Source organism: Rhizorhabdus sp. P4_G5, from assembly GCF_056401065.1.
This window is the reverse complement of sequence record NZ_JBFUKB010000002.1, coordinates 341,515-357,876: the sequence shown is the minus strand read 5'-3', so window position 1 is coordinate 357,876 and position 16,362 is coordinate 341,515. Positions and strand designations below refer to the sequence as shown.

The window sequence follows — 16,362 nt, the reverse complement described above, 5'->3', positions numbered from 1 at the left end:
CACTCGCTTTCTGATAGCGGGCCATGATGGCACCGCTGACCGCAACCTCCGCTGCGCGCGAAATTCTGACCCGCCTGCACGATGTTATGGCGTCGCGCTCGGCTGCCCAGGCGAAGCTCAACCGGGTGGTGCAGATCATCGGCGAGGCGCTGGGCACCGAAGTCTGCTCGATCTACCTGTTGCGCGACGGCGTCCTCGAGCTGTTCGCAACCCGCGGCCTGAAGCAGGAAGCTGTCCACGTCACCAAGATGGCGCTTGGCGAGGGACTGGTCGGCACGATTGCGGAGGATGTTGAGACGCTCAATCTCGACGAAGCCACCAGCCATCCTGATTTCGCCTACAAGCCGGAAACGGGCGAGGAGCTGTTCCACAGCTTTGCAGGCGTGCCGATCGTACGACGTGAGCAGGCCGTGGGCGTCCTCGCCGTGCAGCATCGCGAACAGCGCAAGTTCGACGAAGTGGAGATCGAGGCGCTGCAGACCGTCGCCATGGTGCTGGCCGAACTGATCGCCGGCGCCGGGCTGATCGATGACAGCAGCACCGGAGCGATCGGCACCCGCGACACCGGCCCGGTTCGGCTGGCGGGACTCAAGCTTGTCGAGGGCATGGCTCGGGGCAGGGCGGTCTATCACCAGCCGCGGGTCGAGATCGAGCATACCGTCGCCGAGGACATCGAAGTCGAGCGGCACCGCGTCAAATCGGCCTTCGCGAAAATGCGCGACCAGATCGAGCGGATGACGAGGGAGGCCGACTTCGGCGTCGCCGGCGAGCATCAGGACATCCTCGCGATGTACAAGATGTTCGCCTATGACGAGGGTTGGATACGCCGCATCAATGAGGCCATCGAAAGCGGCCTGACCGCCGAAGCGGCGATCGAGCGCGTCCAGCAGCGAACCCGCATGCGGATGCGGGAGATTGGCGATCCGCTGCTCGCCGATCGCATGCACGACCTCGAGGACCTGTCGAACCGGTTGCTGCGAATCGTGTCCGGGCAGCTCGGGACCGCGGCGCAACTAGGGCTTCGGCAGGATTCCATCCTTGTTGCGCGCAATCTCGGCCCTGCCGAACTGCTCGAATATGATCGTCGGCGCCTGAAGGGGGTCGTGCTCGAAGAGGGTTCCCTCACCGCGCATGTCACGATCGTCGCCCGCGCCATGGGCGTACCGGTGCTTGGCCGCGTCAAGGATATCCGCCGCCTTGTCGCCGAGGGCGATCCGATGCTGCTGGACGGAACCATGGGATCGGTCGTGGTGCGCCCCAACCCGACGATGGACGAGGCGTTCGAGGCGAGAATGATGGTGGGGCAGAAACGCCGCGCGGAATTCGCCGCGATGCGCGACCTGCCTGCCCAGACGAAGGACGGGCTGCGCCTGGAATTGATGGTCAATGCCGGCCTGCGCGACGACATGGCGGCTCTGGACGTCACCGGCGCCGATGGCGTCGGCCTCTTCCGTACTGAGTTCCAGTTCCTCGTTTCGGCAACGCTGCCGCAGCGCGAGCGCCAGCAGCGGCTGTACAAGGAAGTGCTCGACGCCGCCGGCGACCGGCCGGTGGTGTTCCGCACCGTCGACATCGGCGGCGACAAGGCGCTTCCCTATATGAACACCGATGGCGACGCGTCCGAGGAGAACCCGGCGCTCGGCTGGCGCGCGATCCGCCTCGCGCTGGAACGCGACGCATTGATGAAGGTGCAGGCGCGCGCGCTGCTGGAGGCGGCAGCGGGACGCACGCTCAACGTCATGTTCCCCATGGTGTCGGAGCCGTGGGAGTATGACGAGGCGGTTGCCCTGTTCGAAGCCCAGCGCAAATGGATCCACGATCGCAATCGTGCGGTGCCCAACATCATCCGCTACGGAACGATGCTGGAAGTGCCGGCGCTTGCCGAGAGTCTCGACATGATCCTGCCGCGGCTCGATTTCCTGTCGATCGGCACCAACGACCTGACCCAGTTCCTGTTCGCCGCGGATCGCTCGAACCCGAAGCTGGCAGAGCGCTATGACTGGCTGAGCCCTGCGATTCTGCGCTTCATCGCCCGCGTGGCGAAGCAGACCCGCGCCGCTGGCGTTCCGATCGGCGTCTGCGGGGAAATGGGTGGTCGTCCGCTGGAAGCGATGGCCCTGATCGGCATCGGCATCGACCGGCTCTCGATCACGCCGGCGGCGATTGGACCGGTCAAGGCGATGATCCGCTCGCTGGACGCCGCGGCACTGCGAGCGGAGATGGATGGCTTCCTCGCGCGTCCTTCGCGCAGCCTTCGTGATGACCTGACCGGCTGGGCCGAACGCAATGGGGTTGCGATCACCTGATTTGCGCGGCAAACCGTGCGTCGCCAGGGGGATGGTGACGCCGATGGCGCGTTTGCGGGCCGATGTTTGGTCGCTTGCGTGATCGTGCCGAAGCGTGAAGGAGAGCTCGATGGGCGAAAGCGCGGACGAACGGGGCTTGTTCCCACAGAATGTGGGTGAGCAACTCGCTGCCGAGCGGTTGCGCCAGAAGCTCGAACTGAGCGAGGTTGCCGCACGCACCCGCATTCCGTTGCGTCATCTCCTAGCGATCGAGAGCGGCGATCACGGTGGGCTCCCTGCCATTCCCTATTCGGCCGGCTTCGTCAAAAGCTATGCAACGATGCTGGGGCTTGATGGCCAGGCGCTTTCGCGGGCGTTTCGCGACGAGATCGGCGACGCGCGCCGCGCCTATTTCGAGCCGGAGGCTTATGAGCCGGTCGATCCCTCCCGGGTGCCGTCGCGACTGCTTGCCATGATCGCGCTAGGCGTCGCCTTGCTTCTCGGCATGGGCTATCTCCTGCTTCGCTTCGAGGGCGACAATAGCGACTTGGCCAAGCTTGCTGCCGATACCGTGCCGGACGCACGTCCGGTCGTGCCACGACCCGTCGCGCCGCCGCCGACCAGCCTTCCGGTCCAACCTGCGGCGCCTAGCGGTCCCATCAGCATCGCCGCTGCCGAGGATGTCTGGCTGAAGATATCCGAACGTGACGGCAGCAAGATCTATTATATGGACGTGCTGAAGGCCGGGCAGAGCGTCGCAATTCCGGACACCGCCGTCGATGCGATCCTGCGTACCGGCCGGCCCCAGTCGGTGAAGGTGCTGATAGGCGAAACGGCACTGCCGCCGGTCGGCGCGCCGGACCGGATCGTGCGCGACTATAGCCTGAAGCGCGACGCGCTGGTGGCGATCGCCACCACGCCGCCAGCCGGTCCCCAGGATGGTGTCGTCTCCGCAAGCAATGCAGCGGCCGAAGTCCCCGCTGCCGCGACCGTCGGCGCGCCGGCGCGCCGCCTTGTGCGGCCTGTGCCGCCGGGCGATGATCCGACGGGTAGCCGTCCGGACCCGGCTCGGCCTATAAGCGACTCCAATCAGCTTCCTTAGCCTTGATCCGGGCTGTACTCGCGCTGCATCATGCTATCGAACCGATCCCACGGAGATCCACCATCATGAAGAAGGCGATCGTCGCCCTCCTGCTTCTGTCCGGCACGTCTTTCCCGTTGCTGGCCGCCGAACCGCAGCTGCCGATCGAGGGCCGTGTCGGCAAGCTCGAGAAGGAAATGAAGGCCGTGCAGCGCAAGGTCTTTCCCGGCGGCGCGCAGCAATATTTCGAACCGGAGATAAAGGCGGAGACACCGGCGCCTGCGCCGGCCGGCGCGCCTGCGGAGACGCCAGTTGCCGATCTCTCGCGCCGCGTCGATGCCCTCGAAAGGGCGCTTGCCGGCTTGACCGGCCAGGTCGAGCAGAACAGCTATAATCTGCGCAAGCTCGAGGATCAGTTCGCCAGGATGAAGGGCGATGCGGAGTTCCGCCTCAACGCGCTCGAGGGCAAGGGTGGCGCCCCGGTCGCCGGCGGCGCGGCGAGCGCAACCCTGCCATATGTCGTGCCGCCCGCAACCAAGGCGCCGGCCGGCGGTACGAGCGCCGCTGCGCCCGCACCCGCGGCGGCAGCGGCTGCCCCGAGCGGCGATCCGGGCAAGGACGCTTACATGGCCGGCTATGCGCTGTGGGAGCAGAAGAAATATCCCGAGGCCGTCGCCGCGCTGAAGGCGATGGTCGCCAAATATCCGAAGCACAAATATGCCAGCTATGCCCGCAATCTCGCCGGTCGCGCCTATCTCGACAATGGCCAGTATAATGAGGCGATCCGGGAGTTCTTCGACAACACGAAGGATGAGGCCGGCGAGCGTGCTCCGCACAGCTACGTCTATATGGCACAGGCTCTGATGAAGCGGAAACCGCCTCTGCCCGACAAGGCCTGCCAGGCCTATGAGGTGCTCATGGCCAAATATCCCGACAAGGTGACCGGCGGACTTGCCGACCTCGTCGCCAAGGGAAAGGCCGATGCCAAGTGCCAATAAGGATGGGGTAGCGGGATCGGTTTCTGGTTCGTTGCCGTTCGAAGGGGCGGCCACTCCGTCCCTGGTCGAACGCTTCCGGAACGATCTCGCGCGCCTGCTGCAATCGGATGACATCAGGCTGGGGCTCGCTGTTTCCGGGGGGCCGGACAGCATGGCGCTCCTGCACCTCGCCGCCGCTGCTTTCCCGGGCCGCATCCAGGCCGCAACGGTCGACCACGGCCTGCGGCCCGAGGCCGCTGCCGAGGCGCATCTCGTCGCTCGTGCCTGCGTCGCGCTGGGCGTCGCGCATCATATGCTCAGCGTGACTGTTGGGGGGGAGGCCAGCGTTCAGGCTGCGGCGCGCCGCGCCCGATATGAGGCGCTTGCCGGCTGGGCCCGCGATCATGATCTGGGCGCGCTCCTCACCGCCCACCATGCCGATGATCAGGCCGAGACGCTGCTGATGCGCCTCGCCCGCGGCGCCGGATTGTCCGGGCTCTCCGGCATCCGCCAACGCCGCGATCTTGGCGGCGTCCTGCTCGTTCGCCCGCTCCTCGGCTGGCGACGCGCCGATCTGGCCGCCATTGTCGCAGATATTGAGACTGTGACCGACCCGAGCAACGCCGACCCGCATTATGATCGCACCCAGGTCCGCATCCTGCTGGCGACCGCGGGCGATCAGCTCGATCCGCTGCGGCTGGCCGCAGCTGCGGCACATCTTGCCGACGCCGATGCGGCGCTCGATTGGCTTGCGGGAGAGGGGATCCGTTCGCGGGTCGATCGGCTTGAAGAGGGGCGGGTGGCCGTCGATTTGGAGGGCTTGCCGCGCGAGGCGCGGCGTCGGATATTGTCGCGGCTGATCGGCGATGCCGATTCGCCGGTGGATGGCCCCACCTTGGAGACCGCGATGGTGCGGCTCGACGCGGGGCTGAATGCGAGCGTTGGCCGACTGACCTTGTCGCCCGGGCGTCGCATCCTGATCGAAAAAGCGCGCCCGCGACGCTGAAAGCGCGGGCTTTGGCGGTCTGTTCCATTGTTATTAATTCGACGGTGCCTATCTTGGCCCGTGAAAGGCGGAACAGACGCATGAGTGACGATAAAGAGCCGAAGCAGCCCAATCCCTGGATGAAGAGCCTCGCTATTTGGATGGGCATCCTCTTGGCCCTGGTCGTCTTCGTATCGATGTTCGAGAGTTCGTCGCGCGGTGCCGCCGGCGACCAGATCGCCTATTCCGAGTTTCTCGCGCGTGTCGATGAAGGCACGGTGCGCGAAGCCGATATCGGCGAAGGCGTCATCAACGGCAAATATACCAACGGCAGCGCCTTCTCCACGAATGCGCCCAATGATCCGATGCTGATCCAGCGGCTGGCGAGCAAGAACGTCACCTTCCGTGCGAAGCCGGCTGAGCAGACCAGCTTCTGGATGATCATGCTATATCAGTCGCTGCCGTTCCTGCTGATCCTGGGCATCGCCTTCTTCGTGATGCGCCAGATGCAGAAGAACGCGGGCTCCGGAGCGATGGGCTTCGGCAAGTCGCGCGCGCGCATGCTCACCGAGAAGCACGGCAAGGTTACGTTCGACGATGTCGCCGGGATCGACGAGGCTCGCGAGGAACTGCAGGAGATCGTCGATTTCCTGAAGGATCCTACCAAATTTGCTCGTCTTGGTGGCAAAATTCCGAAGGGGGCATTGCTGGTCGGCTCGCCTGGCACCGGCAAAACGCTGCTCGCCCGTGCCATCGCCGGTGAGGCGAACGTGCCTTTCTTCACCATTTCGGGTTCGGACTTCGTCGAGATGTTCGTCGGCGTCGGCGCCAGCCGTGTCCGCGACATGTTCGAGCAAGCGAAGAAGAACGCGCCCTGCATCGTCTTCATCGACGAAATCGACGCGGTCGGACGCCATCGCGGCGCGGGCCTGGGCAATGGCAATGACGAGCGCGAGCAGACGCTGAACCAGCTGCTGGTCGAGATGGACGGCTTCGAGGCCAATGAGGGCATCATCATCGTCGCGGCGACCAACCGCCCCGACGTGCTCGATCCTGCGTTGCTGCGTCCGGGCCGCTTCGACCGTCAGGTGGTCGTCCCACGTCCGGATATCGAGGGTCGCGAAAAGATTCTGGCCGTCCATATGAAAAAGGTGCCGCTGGCGCCCGACGTCAACGCCCGCACCATCGCGCGCGGCACGCCGGGCTTTTCGGGTGCCGATCTAGCCAATCTCGTAAACGAGGCCGCACTGCTTGCCGCGCGCAAGGGCAAGCGCCTCGTGGCGATGAAGGAGTTCGAGGAAGCCAAGGACAAGGTCATGATGGGCGCCGAGAGGAAGTCCATGGTCATGACCGAGGACGAGAAGAAGGCGACCGCCTATCATGAGGCGGGCCACGCCCTCGTCTCGCTCCATGTTCCCGGCTGCGATCCGCTCCACAAGGTCACGATCATCCCGCGGGGACGCGCGCTGGGCGTGACGTGGAACCTGCCCGAGCGCGATCGCTATTCGATGACGATGAAGCAGATGAAGGCGCGGCTTGCGCTCTGCTTCGGCGGCCGCATCGCCGAGCAGATCATCTACGGCAATGACGAACTCAACACCGGTGCCTCCAACGACATCCAGCAGGCCACCGACATGGCCCGCTCAATGGTGATGGAATACGGCATGTCTGAAAAGCTCGGCTGGCTGCGCTACCGCGACAACCAGGACGAGGTGTTCCTCGGCCATTCGGTGTCACGCAACCAGAGCGTGTCGGAGGCCACCGCCCAGATGATCGACCAGGAGGTCCGCCGCCTGATCGAGGAAGCCGAGCACACCGCCCGCAAGGTCCTGACCGACAATCTCGATCAGCTCCACCGGCTGGGTTCGGCGCTGCTCGAATATGAGACGCTATCGGGCGAGGAAGCCAAGCGCGTCATCAAGGGCGAGGATATCGGCCGTGATGACGGCAACTCCCGCAATCCTGCCGCGCTCGGCACCGGTGGATCTTCGATTCCCAAGAGCAAGCGGCCGGGCAGCGGCTCGAGCGGCTGGGCCGATCCCCAGCCTGCCTGATCTGCCTAGCATCCCGAATTGAACGAACAGGCCGCGCTATCTCCACGAGATGGCGCGGCTTTCGTCTTCATGGGGATACGCGCCTGGGCTCACACGTTCTGCCGATTTGCGTCAGGAGAGCGACATGAGCATATTCGGCAACATAATCGGCAAGATATTCGGCCACCACGAAGCCCAGGCCAAGACTCCCGCGCAAGCGGCACCTGCAGCTCCACGGCCTGCCGCAACGCCGCGTCCTGCGGTAGCGCCTCCCGCGGCAGCGACGCCGGCGGCTGGGGCACCTGCGCCCGCGCAGCCGGTCGATGTCGAGGCGGTGCTGACCCAGATCGCGGCGGCGAAGGACCGCCAGAGCAACTGGCGGCAATCGATCGTCGACCTGCTCCAACTGCTCGATCTCGATTCAAGCCTGGGGGCTCGCAGGGAGCTTGCCGCCGAGCTCGACGTCCATGCCGGTGCCGATGGCACGGCCGCGCAGAACATCGCGCTGCACAAGGCCGTCATGAGAAAACTCGCCGAAAATGGCGGCAAGGTGCCGGCATCGCTCCGCGATTAGGGCATGACCGTTTGAGGTGGAAGCGCGTGGCGCTTCCGCCGAAAGCGTGAATCATGCTCTGTCAATGGTTTAGACCTTTCGGATCAGGCTGATTCAGGCTGATCCGAAAGGTCTAGGAGTGGCGCGAATGTGGGCTGCGCGGTCGCGATTAGGCGGCGATGCGGTTCACGAACTCGCCGGTGATCGTCTCCAGCTTGGAAAGCTCGCCGTCCACCCGGCGGAAGCTTGCCTCGAGATGGTCGATCTCACCGGCGACATTCTCTGTGTCGACGCGGATGGCGGAGATCGTGGTCGACATCGTGTCGGCCGCCAAAGCTGTCTCGTCGACGGCGGCGGTGATCATGGTAACCGTCTGCGCCTGGGTTTCCATGGTCAGCCGGATGCGTTCGGCCGAGGTCTGGACTTCGCCGACAATGTCGCGGATCGCTCCGTTGGCCTCCACGGTCTGGCGGGTCGCGGCCTGGATCGCGGCGATCTTGGCCGCAATGTCGTCGGTGGCGCGGGCGGTCTGGCTCGCGAGGCTCTTCACCTCTTGTGCGACGACAGCGAAGCCGCGGCCGGCGTCGCCGGCCCGGGCTGCCTCAATGGTCGCGTTGAGCGCGAGGAGGTTGGTCTGGCCGGCGATGTCGCGGATCAGGCCGAGGATCGATTCGATCGCCTGAGCATGTTCCGACAGGACTTCGGAGATCGCGACGGCGTGGATCGAGCGGTCCGCGGCGCGCGTAGCTATCTGAGCGGCAACTTCGACTTCGGAACGGCTTTCCTCGATCGCTCGGATCAGCCCGGCCGCGGTGTGCGCGGCTTCGCGCATCGCGAGGGCGGACTGCTCGGCGGCAGCGGCCACTTCGGATGTCTTGCCGAGCATGCCGCGGGCGGCATGCGACGTATGGCCCGTCCGTTCGCGCAGCCCCCGCGAATCGCCCAGAGCTCGGGTCAGAGTCTCGGAGATGTTGGTGCGAAACTCGCGTCCCTGGTCGACGAGGCCCTTGTGTCGCGCCGCACGATTATGCGCCCCCGCGACGGTGAAGGTGAGATCGTAGAAGATCGAATTGATCGTCAGCAGCGCCTGGCAGCTGTCCGATACGAAACCGGGCTCGCCGACGAACCGCTCGATGATGGAACTGCACAGGGCCGAGACCGCCTCTGTCCTCAGCTGCGCGATCGCCACATGGTCGCTCCCCTCGGTAACCTGTCGGGATGCGCTTTCGATCGACGCGCGCAGATGGGATAGCGAAAGCCCCTCGGTCAGCACCGATTGCCAGATGGCGACAAGCGTGGCGACAGAACTGTGCTGTCCCGTCAACGCGAGCTTCGCTTCATAGACCGGGCGGAGGATGTCCATGACGCCGCCGATTTTCGCGCCGATCGCCTTGAGGCGCGCGTCGAGCGTGTCATTGGGATCGTAGATCGCCAACCTGCGGGCGATTTCCTGATCGGTAAGGCCGATCGCCTCCACCTCATGAGCGTTCATCATGGCTTCTGCGCAGTCCTTGTGTTTCGGCGAACCAGCGCAGTTTTAGACGGCAATGGTAAACACCCCGTTTAGGCTGCTCGTAAATCAGGGGGCTTATTGCGATCGAAGGCTGCCAAGCGCCTTGCATGGCGTGGCGCATAGGCTAAGAACGGGCCGTCGACAGAGGGAGGGCATCATGTCGCGCAATCCAGGGCGTCCGCTATCGCCACACCTCACCATTTGGAAGTGGGGCCCGCACATGCTGGTCTCGATTCTTCACCGCGCCACCGGTGCCGGGATGGCCATAGTGGCCGGACTCGGCTTCATCTGGTGGCTGGTTTCCGCTGCGAGCGGGCCAGAGGCCTACGCCACTTTCCTGTGGGCGGCGACATCCCCGCTCGGATATCTGGTCGCGATCGGGCTGACCTGGGCGTTCTTCCAGCACATGTTCTCGGGGCTGCGCCACTTCGTGATGGATGTCGGCGCGGGCTATGAACTGAAAACGAACAAGATGGCCGCGATTGCGACCATGGCGGGATCCATTCTCGTCACGCTGCTGATTTGGGGCGTGATCCTGGCTCGCCCAGCTACGGGAGCGCTATAATGGGTTCGGGAACGGGTATCGGCCGCGTCCGCGGCCTCGGCTCGGCCAAACATGGTTCGATGCACTGGTGGCGGCAGCGGGTGACGGCAGTCAGTAACCTGCTGCTCGTCACCTGGTTTGTCTTCTCGCTGTTCCGGCTGCCGTCCTATGAGCATGCCGCGATGGTGCAGTGGATCGGTGCGCCGATCGTCGCGGTGCCGCTGATCCTGATGACCATATCCGTCTTCTATCATCTGCGGCTCGGCTTGCAGGTGATCATGGAGGACTATGTGCATGAAGAGGGGGGCAAGATCTTCTTCGTGCTGTTGCTCAATTTCTATGCGATCGCAGGCGCTGCGCTGTCGATTTTCTCGATCCTCAAGATCGCATTCGGGGGAGTGCCCGCCTGATGCCTAATTCTCCAGCCGGCTCGGCTTACAAAATCATTGACCACCTCTATGATGCGGTGGTCGTCGGCGCAGGCGGATCGGGCCTGCGCGCCACCATGGGCGCTGCCGGTGCCGGTCTCAAGACCGCCTGCATCACGAAGGTGTTCCCGACGCGCAGCCACACCGTCGCGGCGCAGGGTGGCATCGCCGCCTCGCTCGGCAACATGGGTCCGGATCACTGGACCTGGCATATGTACGACACCGTCAAGGGGTCTGACTGGCTGGGCGACCAGGACGCGATCGAATATATGGTGCGCGAAGCACCCGCCGCGGTGATCGAGCTTGAACATGCCGGCGTGCCGTTCAGTCGGACCAACGAAGGCAAGATCTATCAGCGCCCGTTCGGTGGCCATATGCAGAATATGGGAGCGGGGCCGCCAGTGCAGCGGACCTGCGCTGCCGCCGACCGCACCGGCCACGCCATGCTGCATGCGCTCTACCAGCAGAGCCTGAAGTATGACGCCGACTTCTACATTGAATATTTCGCGCTCGACCTCATCATGGAGGGCGGCGAGTGCAAGGGCGTGATTGCGCTGTGCATGGAAGATGGATCGATTCATCGCTTCCGCAGCCATGCCGTGGTGCTCGCCACCGGCGGTTCGGGCCGCACCTATTTCTCGGCAACGTCGGCGCACACCTGCACCGGCGACGGCGGCGGCATGGTGCTGCGCGCGGGCCTGCCGCTGCAGGATATGGAATTCGTCCAGTTCCATCCGACCGGTATCTACGGTGCGGGCGTGCTCATCACCGAGGGCGCGCGAGGCGAGGGCGGCTATCTAACCAACTCGCAGGGTGAGCGCTTCATGGAGCGCTATGCGCCGTCCGCCAAGGATCTCGCCAGCCGCGACGTGGTGTCGCGTTCGATGGCGATGGAGATGCGCGAAGGCCGCGGCGTCGGCAAGAACGGCGATCATATCTACCTGCACCTCGATCATATCGATCCCAAGGTGCTGGCGGAGCGGCTTCCGGGTATCACCGAGACCGGCAAGATCTTCGCCAATGTCGATCTGACTCGCCAGCCGCTGCCGGTGACGCCGACCGTCCACTACAATATGGGCGGCGTGCCGTGTAACTATCATGGCGAGGTCGTGACCCTGAAGGACGGCAATCCCGACACGGTCGTCCCCGGCCTGTTCGCAGTCGGCGAGGCGGCGTGCGTCTCGGTTCATGGCGCAAACCGCCTGGGTTCCAATTCGCTGATCGATCTTGTCGTTTTCGGCCGTGCCACCGGTTTCCGCCTGGCCGAGCTGATCAAGCCCAACAGCAAGCACGGCGCTGTGGTTGCCGAGGCCGATGACAAGGCGCTTGGCCGGCTCGATCATTATCGCAACGCGAAGGGTGGGACGCCCACGGCGAAGATCCGCCTCAACATGCAGCATACCATGCAGAAGCACTGCGCCGTGTTCCGCGACACCGAACTGCTGCGCGAGGGCTTGGGCCTGATCGACAATGTCTATGCCGAGCTGCAGGACGTTGGCGTCACCGATCGGTCGCTGATCTGGAACACCGACCTGATCGAGACACTTGAACTCGACAATATGCTGCCGCAGGCGGTGGTGACGATGCACTCGGCCGCCAACCGCAAGGAAAGCCGCGGCGCGCATATGCACGAGGATTATCCGAACCGCGACGATGCGGAATGGATGAAGCATACGATCACTTGGTTCGACAAGGGCGCGGTCACGATCGATTATCGCCCGGTGCATGAATATACGCTCACCGACGAGGCCGAATATGTGAAGCCCAAGCCGCGCGTATACTGATCGCGCCGCTTTCTGGGACAAGGAAAGAGGGCTTCAGCCCTCTTTTTTTGTGCCTTCCAAAATCGCTGGCTGGATAGGCCGCGGGGTGGCCGCGCTGCTTCGAAACGACCCGTGAATTTGCGGGCTACGGCTCTGGAGCGGATCAGTCTAATATCATCATTGTTTCCGGCCGTTTCGTCGCTTCGGGCGGAACGTCAAAGGCAGCGGGCGGTTTTGCCATCGGCATACGGCACAAGGGGATTTTCGGTGGGGCAGAGCATGGGCCGAGCGTTGATCGTCGAAGACGATCCGATGCTGCAACGGCTGCTCGCCGAACTGATCGAGGAAATGGGCTATTCGGTCACTTCCGCCGAGGATGCCGAGAACGCGCGAAGGGCTATCCAAGATCGTGAGTTCCAGTTCCTGCTGACGGACCTGAAATTGCAGGATGATCGGGTCGCAGGGCTTGCCCTTGCCAACGAGATCAGGACCGAAAATGCTTATATGCGGATCGTTATCGTGTCGGGTTATCCGATGCCGGACGATCTCCCGCCAGAAACACTGTTCCTGCAAAAGCCGTTCACGATTTCGCAGCTGCAAAATCTGATTCAGCCGTCGCCGAGCTGATTTCCGGTACGCCTGAGTCGATCTCGACCGGCACGTCGCCCGTCCCGGCCAGCCGCGCCATGATCCACTGCGCCGCGAGATGCGGTGCCTGCGCGCCGGTGTCGCCGAGCGCGTCCGCAACCGCTGCCCGCTGGATCTCCGCGAACTCGCCATGCCGCGTCGCGGCCGTGCCGATCGCCGCCATGGCGCCATCCACGGAGGCGCAGACCTCTCCGAAGCCCCACATCGCGTAATCGGGATTACCGCGCCAGTTCACGCCATGTGCGTCAAGAAACAGGCAGGGCTTGGGTGTGACGAGATACTCATAGATCTGGCTGCTGACGTCGCCGATATAGAGGTCGGCGGCCCGGGTGTAACTCATGTCGAGCGACCTCCAGGATCCGAGATCGACGATCACGCGCCCTGGCACCGCCTTGCGCTGCCAGGCTTCGGCCTCCTCCGCGCTCAGCGTCTCGCGAAGCCGTACATGGGGCGCGACGATCAGGTTGTATCGGCCTTCGGCGACAACCCGATCGACCAGCGCTTCGCCGAACCGCGTCCAGGACGACATTTTCCTGGCGAAATGGGGATTGTAAAGAATGGTGGGCCGCTCCGGCGAAAGCGGTGCCCCGAGGTCCGGCACGGGCGAGAGCCGCTCGACAGCGGCCAGCTTGATATATCCCGATGTGTGGCAATGCTCGGGCTGGACCAGTCCCTCCGCCACCATCCGGCGCCGATCCTTTTCGCCGGCGGTGATCACCTGGTCGAACAACCGCAGCCGCGGCTCGAAGCCCTTGGCGCGATCGCCAGCACCATGTGGGATATGGACGAGCAAAGGCTGCCGGCCCGGCAGGCGCTTGAGGAGGGTCGTGGTCCGTTCGGCCGTCACGATCGCGTCATATCGGCGCAGTCGGCGTTGCCAGCAGAGCAGCTTGGGCAGCTTCATGGCCTCGAAACGCCCCGAATAGTTCGCCAGGGCAGCTATCGGCCGCGGCAGCGTCATCGCCAGGATCGGGACGCCCGCTGCCCCCAAAGCCGTGAACATCCCGGCCAGTTTCGGCATCGCATCCTCGTCGAGGACGAACGCGTCTACCTGCGCGACTCCGCTGGCATGAAGGGCCGCTGCTACCGGCGCGATATGCAGCGCCTGGTGCATGCCGCCGACAAAAGCGAAGGCTATTCGCGGCCTGTCATCCAAAATCCTCGATCCCGCCATATTTGCCGATTACCCGCCCCGCCTATGAAAAAGGCCATCATACTCGCGGCGGGTCAGGGTTCCCGCCTGCTGCCTCTCACGGCGGACCAGCCGAAGTGCCTCATCGATTTCGCAGGCAAAAGCCTGATCGCCTGGCAGATCGAAGCCCTTGCCGCGAACGGGATCGAAGAGATCGCCGTCGTCACAGGATTCCGCGACTACAAGCTGGACGCCGCCCTCGCAGCAATCCCGCAGCCCCGCCCCGCAATACGCACATGTTTCAATCCCTTTTACAAGGTTGCCGATAATCTCGGCTCCTGCTGGATCGTCCGCGAGGAGATGGACCGGGATTTCATCATCCTGAACGGAGACACGCTCGTATCGCCGGAGATCGTCGGGCGGCTGATCGGGGGCGCGGCCATGCCGATCACCGTGACGATCGACGTCAAGGACAGTTACGATCTCGACGATATGAAGGTGCAACGCGACGGTGATCGCCTGCTGCAGATCGGCAAGCGGCTGGATGCGCAGGACAGCAACGCGGAATCGATCGGCATGCTGGCCTTCAAGGGCGACGGGCCGTCCATCTTCCGCAACCAGGTCGAAGCGATGATGCGGACGCCCGAGGGTGTGCTCAACTGGTACCTGAAGGCGATCCACGCCTTGGCGCCGTCGGGGGTCGTGGGCACCGTATCGATCGAGGGACTGCCCTGGGCGGAGGTCGATTTCCCGGAGGATCTGCCGATTGCGCGCGCGCTGACCGACGGCTGGGTGCGAGGCTGAGAGTTTCCGGGCGATCGTCAGGAAGGCCATACCCCCTTCAGCCATTGTGCCACGGCTTCGATCTGCGCGCTCGTCAATGCGACCGCCTGTCCGAGCGCGGGGGGGCCCGACCACCCCGCGTCGGTGACTGACAGCTCGCCCCATTCACGTTCGCCTTCGTAGCGCGGTATGACGTGGAAATGCACATGCGGGTCGACCATCATCAGCATCAGATAGTTGATCCGCTGATAGGACACCGCGGCGGCGAGTGCTGCCTCGATCTCGGCGGTGATCGTCGCCAGTTCGGCATGGGCCTCGGGCGGCAGCGCGCCGAAGGCGACAGCGTCGTACTTGGCGGCGAGCACCAGCGAACCCAGCGTGGGCTGAGCCGGGCGAAGCAGCACGACCCAGTGGCCATAGTCACGGATCAGTGTCGCGGGATAGCCGAATTTCTCGATCGTCGTGTTAGCCATGTCGATCCTTCCTACACCGCCAGCCAGGATGTTATCGCCGCGCCATGCGCCTGTCGCGCCATCGCCTGCAACAGCCGCACAGCGTGGAAAGCGCAGGAGAGCACAGTCCACCAGGCGACGGCGATCAAGCCGATGTCGGGCCGCTGGAGCAGGGTCGCGACGAACAGGATCACCATGTTCGGGTTGCGCCTCGCGGTGATCAGGCGGAAATCGCTGTCGACCTTTTCCCACACGTGGATGTGCATGCCGAAGCGGCCGATGAAGAGGCCTTCGATGATCCGCTGCACCACATAGCCCCCGACGATCGCAACCATCACGAGACCGAAGGTTTCCTCCGAGATCGCTAGGTTCCAGCTGCCGAGGCCAACCGCCCAGGCCGCCCACCAGAAGGGCGGGTGCACCAGATCCAGGCCATGATCGAAGATGTTGCCCCAGGCGCTCGAGGTGATCGTGCAGCGCGCCAGCTTGCCGTCCACAGTGTCGAGCACCATGAAGACGAGTCCCGCTGCCATCCCCGCCCAATAATGCCCGTACCAGAATGCGGCCGTAGCGAGAACGCACATGATCGCGCCGATCGTCGTCACCTGGTTCGGCGTCATGCCGATCCGCGCGGCGATGCGGGTCAGCACCAATGCCCATTCGGGCCAGAGATATTTGGTGAGCAGGTCGGTCACGCCCTTATAGGCGCCGAGATAGGTCTTGCGCTCGATCGCTCGGACGCTTGCCGGATCGAGCCGTTCGATCACCGGCTCCTCGCGCTTCCGCAGCGCCTCGTTGTAGAACAGCCGATGATCCTCGGCGCGCACTTCCGTCAATTCCTGTGGAAATTCGCTGTGGCTGCCGTCGGCGACATGATGTTGGTCATCGGGGACATGGGCGATCACCTTCTCGCCGCCGAGCGTCAGCACCTGGCCCGGGCGCTGTTCCATGAACTTCAGCCAGGCGGGTTCGAATACATGGCTGGCCGCGACGAGAAGCGCCGGTCCGTTGGTCGCCCCGAAACGCAGCTTCTGCGCGGCGGCGATCCGGCGAAGCCGTTCAGTGCTGGTCATTCCCCAGATCGGGGTCGGATTGGTGCCGATCGATCGAACAGCGAGAGAAGCGGCGGTCATGTCGTCCTTGGGGTTGTGATTTTGGGTCGCTTCCTTGCCCATCGGGCGACGG

The 16,362-nt window shown here is 64.2% G+C and carries 15 protein-coding genes; 11 read left to right on the top strand and 4 right to left on the bottom strand.

Annotation, left to right across the window (positions count from 1 at the left end):
- Positions 1-26 precede the first annotated feature (26 nt).
- The 6 genes from ptsP to AC1DQK_RS03970 all read left to right on the top strand — a co-directional run bounded on the left by ptsP (position 27) and on the right by AC1DQK_RS03970 (position 7,935).
- Complete coding sequence (gene ptsP / locus AC1DQK_RS03995) at positions 27-2,306, top strand: phosphoenolpyruvate--protein phosphotransferase (RefSeq protein ID WP_477867733.1); 2,280 nt, start codon at positions 27-29, stop codon at positions 2,304-2,306.
- A 109-nt stretch (positions 2,307-2,415) separates the two neighbouring features.
- Positions 2,416-3,387: a RodZ domain-containing protein gene (locus AC1DQK_RS03990; RefSeq protein ID WP_477867629.1), complete on the top strand. Its 972-nt coding sequence runs from the start codon at positions 2,416-2,418 to the stop codon at positions 3,385-3,387.
- A gap of 65 nt (positions 3,388-3,452) precedes the next feature.
- Positions 3,453-4,364 (top strand): tetratricopeptide repeat protein, encoded by a 912-nt coding sequence (locus AC1DQK_RS03985; protein ID WP_477867627.1) that lies wholly within the window; start codon positions 3,453-3,455, stop codon positions 4,362-4,364.
- A complete protein-coding gene (tilS, locus tag AC1DQK_RS03980; RefSeq protein WP_477867625.1) occupies positions 4,348-5,349 on the top strand; it encodes a tRNA lysidine(34) synthetase TilS in 1,002 nt (333 codons plus the stop codon). Before AC1DQK_RS03985 ends, tilS begins: the two co-directional genes overlap by 17 nt.
- 80 nt (positions 5,350-5,429) lie before the next feature.
- The gene (gene ftsH, locus AC1DQK_RS03975; RefSeq protein WP_477867623.1) at positions 5,430-7,382 is read left to right on the top strand and encodes an ATP-dependent zinc metalloprotease FtsH; all 1,953 of its coding nucleotides are present in this window, start codon (positions 5,430-5,432) and stop codon (positions 7,380-7,382) included.
- A 124-nt stretch (positions 7,383-7,506) separates the two neighbouring features.
- Entirely contained in the window at positions 7,507-7,935 is a 429-nt protein-coding gene (locus AC1DQK_RS03970) for a DUF3597 domain-containing protein (RefSeq protein WP_477867621.1), read from the top strand.
- Between the two features lie 148 nt (positions 7,936-8,083).
- Here AC1DQK_RS03970 and AC1DQK_RS03965 read toward each other — a convergent pair whose 3' ends face one another.
- Positions 8,084-9,409 (bottom strand): methyl-accepting chemotaxis protein, encoded by a 1,326-nt coding sequence (locus AC1DQK_RS03965; RefSeq protein WP_477867619.1) that lies wholly within the window; start codon positions 9,407-9,409, stop codon positions 8,084-8,086.
- Between the two features lie 175 nt (positions 9,410-9,584).
- On the opposite strand from AC1DQK_RS03965, the gene sdhC reads away from it, so the two are divergent.
- The 4 genes from sdhC to AC1DQK_RS03945 all read left to right on the top strand — a co-directional run bounded on the left by sdhC (position 9,585) and on the right by AC1DQK_RS03945 (position 12,789).
- Entirely contained in the window at positions 9,585-9,992 is a 408-nt protein-coding gene (gene sdhC, locus AC1DQK_RS03960) for a succinate dehydrogenase, cytochrome b556 subunit (RefSeq protein WP_477867617.1), read from the top strand.
- The gene (sdhD, locus tag AC1DQK_RS03955; protein ID WP_477867615.1) at positions 9,992-10,381 is read left to right on the top strand and encodes a succinate dehydrogenase, hydrophobic membrane anchor protein; all 390 of its coding nucleotides are present in this window, start codon (positions 9,992-9,994) and stop codon (positions 10,379-10,381) included. Before sdhC ends, sdhD begins: the two co-directional genes overlap by 1 nt.
- The gene (gene sdhA / locus AC1DQK_RS03950; RefSeq protein WP_477867613.1) at positions 10,381-12,183 is read left to right on the top strand and encodes a succinate dehydrogenase flavoprotein subunit; all 1,803 of its coding nucleotides are present in this window, start codon (positions 10,381-10,383) and stop codon (positions 12,181-12,183) included. Before sdhD ends, sdhA begins: the two co-directional genes overlap by 1 nt.
- 159 nt (positions 12,184-12,342) lie before the next feature.
- On the top strand, positions 12,343-12,789 hold the full coding sequence (locus AC1DQK_RS03945) for a response regulator (RefSeq protein WP_477867611.1): 447 nt from the start codon (positions 12,343-12,345) through the stop codon (positions 12,787-12,789).
- On the opposite strand, the gene AC1DQK_RS03940 is transcribed toward AC1DQK_RS03945, so the two are convergent.
- Positions 12,743-13,924, bottom strand: coding sequence for a glycosyl transferase (locus AC1DQK_RS03940; RefSeq protein WP_477867609.1), 1,182 nt, complete (start codon positions 13,922-13,924; stop codon positions 12,743-12,745). The two genes, AC1DQK_RS03945 and AC1DQK_RS03940, sit on opposite strands and share 47 nt — an antisense overlap.
- 84 nt (positions 13,925-14,008) lie before the next feature.
- On the opposite strand from AC1DQK_RS03940, the gene AC1DQK_RS03935 reads away from it, so the two are divergent.
- Positions 14,009-14,746 carry a phosphocholine cytidylyltransferase family protein gene (locus AC1DQK_RS03935; protein WP_477867607.1) on the top strand — a complete coding sequence of 246 codons (738 nt, stop codon included), beginning with the start codon at positions 14,009-14,011 and terminating at the stop codon, positions 14,744-14,746.
- 17 nt (positions 14,747-14,763) lie between these two features.
- Here the strand turns inward: AC1DQK_RS03935 and AC1DQK_RS03930 are convergent, their stop codons facing one another.
- Both AC1DQK_RS03930 and AC1DQK_RS03925 read right to left on the bottom strand, forming a co-directional pair.
- Positions 14,764-15,198 carry an HIT domain-containing protein gene (locus tag AC1DQK_RS03930; protein WP_477867605.1) on the bottom strand — a complete coding sequence of 145 codons (435 nt, stop codon included), beginning with the start codon at positions 15,196-15,198 and terminating at the stop codon, positions 14,764-14,766.
- An 11-nt stretch (positions 15,199-15,209) separates the two neighbouring features.
- Positions 15,210-16,352: a CDP-alcohol phosphatidyltransferase family protein gene (locus AC1DQK_RS03925; protein WP_477867603.1), complete on the bottom strand. Its 1,143-nt coding sequence runs from the start codon at positions 16,350-16,352 to the stop codon at positions 15,210-15,212.
- Between the last annotated feature and the right edge of the window lie 10 nt (positions 16,353-16,362).